The organism is Neobacillus drentensis (genome assembly GCF_036966985.1).
In the GTDB taxonomy this organism is placed as follows: Bacteria; Bacillota; Bacilli; order Bacillales; family Cytobacillaceae; genus Neobacillus; species Neobacillus drentensis_E.
In genome coordinates this window covers 1-7612 of record NZ_JBALSN010000514.1, presented here as the reverse complement: position 1 = coordinate 7612, position 7612 = coordinate 1, and the positions used below count along the sequence as shown (strand labels likewise).

Below are 7612 nucleotides of genomic sequence, written 5' to 3'. Positions count from 1 at the left end.
TGATTGAGCAGCCATTGGCTCACGATGACATTATTGATCATGCTAAGCTTCAAAAACAGCTATCTACACCAATTTGTCTGGATGAAAGTATTCATTCAGTAGAAGACGCTCGAAAAGCTATTGAACTAGGAAGTTGTAAAATTATCAATATTAAGGTTGGAAGAGTTGGAGGACTGACAGAAGCAAAAAAAATACATGATTTATGTAAATCTAACAATATACCGGTTTGGTGTGGGGGTATGCTCGAAGCGGGAATCGGTCGTGCACATAATATTGCCCTTTCGGCACTCGACAATTTTATCATCCCAGGGGATACATCTGCTTCCGATCGTTATTGGGCTTATGATATTGTTACGCCAGAGATTATGTTATCTCAACCAGGTCGTCTTCAAGTACCTGACTCGCCTGGTATTGGTTATGAAATCAGCACATCTGTATTTGAACAATATCTGATCAGTAAAGAGTTTTTTACAAATGAATTGATAGTCAAATAATTTAGAATAAATCATACGAACAGGAGGGGTTACATTGTTTGATTTTATTATAAAAGGTGGGCAAGTTTTTGATGGTACAGAGAATCCATGGACGAAACTGGATATAGGTGTTCAAAATGGGGTAATTAGCAAAATGGGTGATTTAAGTAACGAACAGGCTGCAACGGTGATCGATGCAAAGGGCCAAGCTGTTTCACCAGGATTTATCGATACGCATGTCCATTCTGATTTACTCTGTACAAAACCTGAAATCCACCATATTAAAGTATTACAAGGTGTGACCACGGAATTATTTGGACAGGATGGGATTTCCGTTGCTCCGGTTTCTGAAGAAACTAAACCTCTTTGGCAAAAGCAGCTAAAAGGACTCAATGGAGATATCGGTGATTGGCCTTGGAACACAATCGATGAATACCTTCAATTTTTGGAAAATTCCAATATCGCTGGAAATGCCACCTACCTCGTGCCACATGGAGCCGTTCGGACACTTGTCATGGGCTTTGATGGACGTCAGGCGACACAAGAAGAAATGGATCAAATGCAACTCCTTGTCGAAGAGGGGATGAAGCAGGGAGCTGTAGGGGTATCTTCGGGCCTAGTCTATCCGCCTAATGTGTTTTCCAATAAAGAAGAATTAATTGCCATCTGCAAAGGGGCAGCGAAATATGACGGTTGCTTTGTGGTCCATATTCGTAACGAGAGCAATCACTCCCTAGAAGCGTTGGATGAGGTCATTGATGTTGCTCGTCATTCAGGTGTTCGTCTTCATGTCTCTCATTTCAAGGTCGCAGGTAAAAAAAATAGAGATAAATTTGTAAAAGCGCTTGAAAAAATGGACCAGGGCCGTAATGAGGGATTCGAAATCACGTTTGACCAATATCCGTATACAGCTGGATCAACTGTTTTCCACGCTATTTTACCTCCTTGGATGCATGCAGGAGGAACTTCTGAACTGTTAGAAAAATTACAGGAACCGGATATTCGAGAAAAAATAAAACAAGAACTTAAGCATAATGAGGACTACGAAAACTGGGTCCTAACCTGTGGCTGGGAAAATATTATTATTTCTGCTGTTTCTACAGAAAAAAACCGCTGGGCAGAAGGCAAAAATATGATTGAAATAGCAGAGATTTTAGAAGCGGATCCTGCAGAGGCGGCCTTTGATTTATTAATTGAAGAGAATGCGGGAATTACGATGGTGGTTCATTGGGGCGATGAGAAAGATGTTATTTATGGAATGCAGCACCCCCTACAGATTGTTGGGTCAGACGGTATTTTTGGCGGGAAGCCCCATCCTAGACTTTACGGAACATATCCACGAGTATTAGGAAGATTTGTGCGTGAAAAACAGGCGCTTTCCCTAGAACAGGCTGTGCGTAAGATGACTGGAGCCCCTGCTCAACTGCTTCGTTTAAAAGATCGAGGATTCCTTCGAGAGGGTTATGCTGCGGATATTGTGGTGTTTGATCCCAAATCAGTCAATGACAAATCATCCTATCAAAGCCCGCTAGAGGAGCCGGTTGGAATCAATTACGTTCTTGTAAATGGGCAACTGACTGTTAAGGAAGGTAAATATATAGGCACTACCGCAGGAAAAGTGCTGCGACAGGAGAACAGTCATGCAAGAAAAGTTTACGTATAAGATAATTACAGAGTTTGATTCACTATCAGACATTGTTGAATTGCAAAAAATGGTTTGGGGAGAAGAGGTAGTCACCTCTCTCCCACAGATGGTGGCTGCCATTCACAACGGCGGGGTAGTCATTGGTGCATTTGTAAAGGAACGTAATAGACTAGTAGGATTTTGCTATGGATTTGCCGGTTACAGTGACCTTAGTAAAAAGCCTTATCTCTGTTCACATATGATGGCTATACATTCCCAATACCGCAATCAAGGAATCGGTGAAAGATTGAAAATTAAACAGCGAGAGTGGGCAATTGAATATGGTTATGAAAAAATCATTTGGACTTTTGACCCTCTTGAAGTTAAAAATGGATATTTGAACCTTTCCAAACTTGGTGGGTATGTAAAAACGTATATTAAAGCTTATTATGGTTACATGAATGATAAATTAAATAAAGATACACCTTCCGACCGTTTTTTGCTGGAATGGGATCTTTTGTCTGAGCCAGTTAAAAATGCGCTTGAGGGAGACCGTAGCCATCAAGAAAGATGGAAAAAGTATGAAAAATTATCTGACATTAGGTTTGACGGGGAACTGCCTATACCTTGCGATGATACAAAATTGCAGCCTATTTATTCTGGTTATCTGTTACCTATTCCAAAAGAGGTGCGGCAAATAAAAAAAGACTCACCTGAGTTGTTCCAACAGTGGCGATCATACACACGGAATAAACTAAGTGAGGCCCTATCAAGTGGCTATCAAGTCACTGGTTTGATTCCAGAGAATAATATCGCATATTACGTGCTAGAAAGAAGTGATTCTTCTGCATAATACACATATAAACATTAGTCTAACTAGCATCAAAGAATGGGTGAAGAATAACAACACCCTTCTGCTTGATAATTACGACAAGTTACATGACTTGGCAGAGGTTAGCTGGAAGGAACAAAAAACTAGGGACTTCATTTGTAATGAACTTGATAAACTTGGTCTTCCATACGAAACGTACAATAATCATTGTGGAATAGTGGTTAAATGGAACAGCGGTACTCCTGGCCCAACGATCGCTTTACGGACGGACATGGATGCATTATGGCAAAATGTTGATGGTGTATGGAAGGCAAATCATTCCTGCGGGCATGATGCGCATATGACCATGGTCTTAAATACACTTCGTTGTTTAAAGGAATCCAATTTTAAACCGGATTGTGGCTGTCTCAAAATTATTTTCCAACCAGCTGAAGAGACGGGTAAAGGTGCTCATGCAATCATAAATGATGGAATTGTCGATGAAGTGGATTTCTTGCTCGGTATTCATGTTAGACCTGCAATCGAAATTGAGATGGGGCGAGCCTCTTCAGCTATTTACCATGGTGCTGCCACTCTATTAAAAGGAAAAATTAAAGGGATCCAAGCCCATGGAGCGAGACCGAATTTGGGCATCAATGTGGTTGATTCACTTGGTGCAATCATTCAAGCGGTTAATTCGGTTAAAGTGGATCCAACCATACCAAGTTCAGCCAAAGTGACACAAGTGAATGCCGGAGGGGAAAACATCAATGTTATTCCCGATGCAGCTGAATTTAGTATTGATCTTAGGGCACAAACGAATAAGGCCATGGAAGCCTTAATAAATAGTGTAATGAGAGCGGTCCAATATGCAGGAGAAGCCAATGGCGCTGAAGTACAACTTGAAATTGCTGCACAAATGGCTGCAGCTGAGAAGAGCCCCTATATGGAAGTAATAGTGGGAGAAGCGGTCCGCCAAGTGCTTGGTGAAAAGGCACTTGCTCATCCTCCTGTCACTCCGGGCGGTGAAGACTTTCATTTCTATACAAAGAAAAGACCTACTATTAAAGCAACGATGGTCGGCCTAGGTACAGGGTTAGAACCCGGTCTTCATCACCCCAATATGAAATTTAACTTAGCATCCCTGGGGGCAGGCGTAGCCATTTTAGCAACTTCAGTCATCAAGTTATTTGAGGATCAAACGAAAGGGGTTAGAGAATGGCAGAGTCTAAAATAAAAGGACTTAGGTACGGGTTACCAATAGCACTATCACCATTTGCCTGATCAACCACAAGTCATCTCTTTGTGCATCCACTTTTTCTATTTAGAAGGTGGATTTTTTTATTTTGTAAATGAGAAGAAGTTTAGAATTGTAAAATGTTTAATTATTTGTTTTTTTGTGCATAGTTCAGAAGAAAATCATTTTTATGGAGGGCGTATTTATTGGGAGAATTCACAAAAGAAATCGTACCATTACCCTTGGATTTTTATGGTCAGCACACGCTTGAACTGGCAAAGGCTTTGCTCGGATGCCTCTTGGTTAAAGAAACGAATGAGGGAATGGCGGCAGGATATATTGTTGAAACAGAGGCATACATAGGTCCTGGCGATAGGGCTGCACACAGCTACAATAATAGGAGGACGCCAAGAACAGAGGTGATGTTCCAACGTTCAGGACTTGTTTATACTTATTTAATGCATACACACTGCCTTTTTAATGTGGTCAGCGGCGGTGAAGAACATCCTGAAGCCGTCTTGGTCCGCGCCCTTGAACCTTTGTACGGTCTTGAATTAATGAAAAAGAGAAGAGGTAAGGAAGATTTGCTAAGTTTGACAAATGGCCCCGGCAAACTGACAAAATCATTGGGCATTACCATTGAGGATTATAGTCATCCACTCACGCTTCCACCATTATTTATTGCCAAAGGCATTTGTCCAGAAAGTATATCAGCCGGAAAAAGGATTGGAATTGACAAAACTGGTGAAGCCCGGGATTATCCATGGCGATTTTGGATTACGAATAATCAATTTGTTTCAAGCCATCAAAAATCTGATTATATAATTGTCTGAAAAGTAAAAAGGACTTAACTCATTGGTTAAGTCCCTATTATAAATGGATTCGTTTAGTTTTCCTTAGTAATTATCAGGCTTTTAGCCAATATTTCATTCCTTTCCTAAAGTGTATTCTATCGAAAAGGATTATCCATTTAATCCTTTTGATTCGATCTTACTAATATGAAGTTTTTTTAAATAACGCCTCTTATCAACACCCCCTCATGTATAAAATGGTTTGGTTCTGATCACCTGGACCGATAAAATCTAATGCGGCAGGAGAAAAAACTATAACTTTTCTTTTAACAGCCTCCAAAGGTATTCGGATTGGCTCAAAAACTTTAGAAGCACGGAAAGCATGATCTCCGAAGCTTATTCGCTTTTTCTCCCTCCTTCCGAAGGCAACCTTAGTTTTCCTGTCAAATGTGTTCACAGTGACATGCTCTTTCACTTTTTCATTTGGTAGTGATGGTTCTTTCTCGGTTTGGAAAACTTCTACTTCCATCGAAGCTACTATTCCGATTTCTCGATTATTAACCACCAAAATGAAGTTGTAGCCGGTTTTGGTTTTCTTTTGGAGAATTTCAACTTCTTCTGTGATTAACGTGACGAATTCTTCAGGTTGTTTCATATGAGAGTCTTGAGAGTTTACTTTTTCCTTAATGACTCGGTAAGCTGCTTTTGCGCCAATTCCTTCATCTGTAAAGTCAAAAGGTTTGATACTCTGTGTGCGTACAAGGTATACATCATTAACCTTTTCTTTGCTATTTAATTGGACACATAAAGCAACATCTTCTTTCACCGCCTTTCCCTCACCGCTCGAGAGAATAGGGACATTCATTTTCATTCCTGGAAATTGGACGAAGATGTAGCTGAAGTTTTTCTTGGGCTGCACATCTGAAAGTCTCATAAACTCACAACCTTTCCGATTTGTACAAGTTTTTTTCCTTGTAGTTGTATAATTCAATATCATTCTTCTCAATCCTTTATGAGTATGTAGAGTTTTCATCGTCACTTTCTTATGAAATACGAGGGTTCCCCCTATTTGTTGAGTAATTATGAGGAAATCTACTATCGAAACATGTAAAAAATATAAAAACGCTTACAAAAACGACAATTTATAGACTATTCGCTCAATTGTGTTACAATAAATTTTATATATTAAAGCACCAAAAATATTATAGGAATCTCCAGCTCCAAAATAAATTTAATAACTTATATAACATGGAGGAAAATTATGAACTTTGTTAGTACACGCGGAAGCGTAAATAAAATTGGCTTTATTGATACAGTCTTAATGGGATTGGCAAACGATGGGGGATTATTAGTTCCAGAGGAAATCCCACAAATTCCTGCAGAGAAGTTAGAGGCAATGTCAAAACTTACTTATCAAGAATTAGCTTACGAAATCTTTTCCTATTATGTTGATGGTGAAATTCCAGAAAATGAGTTAAAGGAATTAATCGAGAAAAGCTATGCTACCTTCCGCCACCCAGAGGTAACACCGGTACAAAAGCTGAAGGATAATATGTATGTATTAGAACTTTTCCATGGCCCTACCTTTGCTTTTAAAGATATTGCTCTGCAATTCTTAGGAAACCTATATTCCTATGTTTCAAAGAAGACTGGTGAAACGATTCATATACTTGGTGCAACTTCGGGAGATACGGGGGCATCAGCTATTGAAGGCGTAAGAGGTAAAGAAGGCATTCGCATTTGTATTTTGCATCCCCATGGAAAAGTAAGTAAGGTCCAAGAATTACAAATGACGACTGTTGATGACAAGAGTGTGTTGAATTTAGCTATCAAAGGAACGTTTGATGATGGTCAAAGAATCATCAAGGAATTGTTTGCAGATGTAGAGCTAAAAAATAAATATCATCTGCGTGCCATTAACTCCATCAACTTTGTTCGAATTTTAGCGCAAACAGTTTATTATTTCTATGCTTATTTCCAAGTGACAAAAGAAAACGAAGTGAAGAATGTTAACTACAGTGTACCAACAGGTAATTTCGGAGATATCTTTGCTGGTTATCTTGCAAAGAAAATGGGACTTCCTGTAGGAAAGCTCATCGTAGCAACAAATGAGAATAACATTTTAGAAGGTTTTATACGTGATGGTGTGTACCAGCCTGGTGAATTCCGCAGCACCTATAGTCCTTCTATGGATATCCAGGTCGCAAGCAATTTTGAACGTTATCTATACTACTTGCTTAAAGAGGATCCAAAAGCAGTGTCTGCTGTAATGGAGAAATTCAAGTCAGAAGGAAAAATTGTTGTAAACCAGGAACAACTTCACCGGGTACAAGAAGATTTTGCGGCACATGGTGTTGAAGGGGAAGAGTGCCTGCAAACCATCAGCGAGTACTATGCTGAAACAAATTATTTATTAGATCCACATACTGCTTGTGGGGTTGCTGCCTATGAAAGATGTAATGATTCTAGTGAGGTTTGTATCACACTTGCAACCGCTCATCCTGCAAAATTTAATGAGTCCATCGAACGTTGTGGTATTAAACAGCCATTCCCTGAGCAAATAAATCAATTGTTTAATAAGCCACAGCATCTCAAAGTGGTTGAGGCGGATAAAGATGAAATTGTTCGTCAATTAGAAACGCTTTTTCATTTCTCAGCTAAATAAATTCTTTTTAT

7 protein-coding genes are annotated in these 7612 nt (G+C 39.5%); 6 read left to right on the top strand and 1 reads right to left on the bottom strand.

Annotated features, from left to right (window positions below; all coding sequences use genetic code 11):
• From V7659_RS26920 to V7659_RS26900, 5 genes are all read left to right on the top strand, one after another.
• Positions 1 to 494 (top strand): enolase C-terminal domain-like protein (locus V7659_RS26920; RefSeq protein WP_335543148.1); only part of this gene is annotated, 494 nt, incomplete at its 5' end.
• 34 nt (positions 495 to 528) lie between these two features.
• On the top strand, positions 529 to 2136 hold the full coding sequence (locus V7659_RS26915; RefSeq protein WP_335543147.1) for an N-acyl-D-amino-acid deacylase family protein: 1608 nt from the start codon (positions 529 to 531) through the stop codon (positions 2134 to 2136).
• A complete protein-coding gene (locus V7659_RS26910) occupies positions 2114 to 2950 on the top strand; it encodes a GNAT family N-acetyltransferase (RefSeq protein WP_335543146.1) in 837 nt (278 codons plus the stop codon). Before V7659_RS26915 ends, V7659_RS26910 begins: the two co-directional genes overlap by 23 nt.
• A 40-nt stretch (positions 2951 to 2990) precedes the next feature.
• Positions 2991 to 4145, top strand: a complete 1155-nt coding sequence (locus V7659_RS26905) for a M20 peptidase aminoacylase family protein (RefSeq protein ID WP_335543145.1) — start codon at positions 2991 to 2993, stop codon at positions 4143 to 4145.
• A gap of 206 nt (positions 4146 to 4351) precedes the next feature.
• On the top strand, positions 4352 to 4978 hold the full coding sequence (locus V7659_RS26900) for a DNA-3-methyladenine glycosylase (protein ID WP_335543144.1): 627 nt from the start codon (positions 4352 to 4354) through the stop codon (positions 4976 to 4978).
• 193 nt (positions 4979 to 5171) lie between these two features.
• Here the strand turns inward: V7659_RS26900 and V7659_RS26895 are convergent, their stop codons facing one another.
• A complete protein-coding gene (locus V7659_RS26895) occupies positions 5172 to 5870 on the bottom strand; it encodes a hypothetical protein (protein WP_335543143.1) in 699 nt (232 codons plus the stop codon).
• A gap of 327 nt (positions 5871 to 6197) precedes the next feature.
• Here V7659_RS26895 and thrC point away from each other — a divergent pair, with 327 nt between their 5' ends.
• Positions 6198 to 7601 carry a threonine synthase gene (gene thrC / locus V7659_RS26890; protein ID WP_335543142.1) on the top strand — a complete coding sequence of 468 codons (1404 nt, stop codon included), beginning with the start codon at positions 6198 to 6200 and terminating at the stop codon, positions 7599 to 7601.
• Positions 7602 to 7612: the final 11 nt, after the last annotated feature.

What these genes read in the sequence shown, in the direction of transcription:
- V7659_RS26910 (WP_335543146.1), top strand. Translation starts at nt 2,114, where the DNA reads ATGCAAGAAAAGTTTACGTATAAGATAATTACAGAGTTTGATTCACTA.
- thrC (WP_335543142.1), top strand. Translation starts at nt 6,198, where the DNA reads ATGAACTTTGTTAGTACACGCGGAAGCGTAAATAAAATTGGCTTTATT.
- V7659_RS26895 (WP_335543143.1), bottom strand. Translation starts at nt 5,870, where the DNA reads ATGAGACTTTCAGATGTGCAGCCCAAGAAAAACTTCAGCTACATCTTC.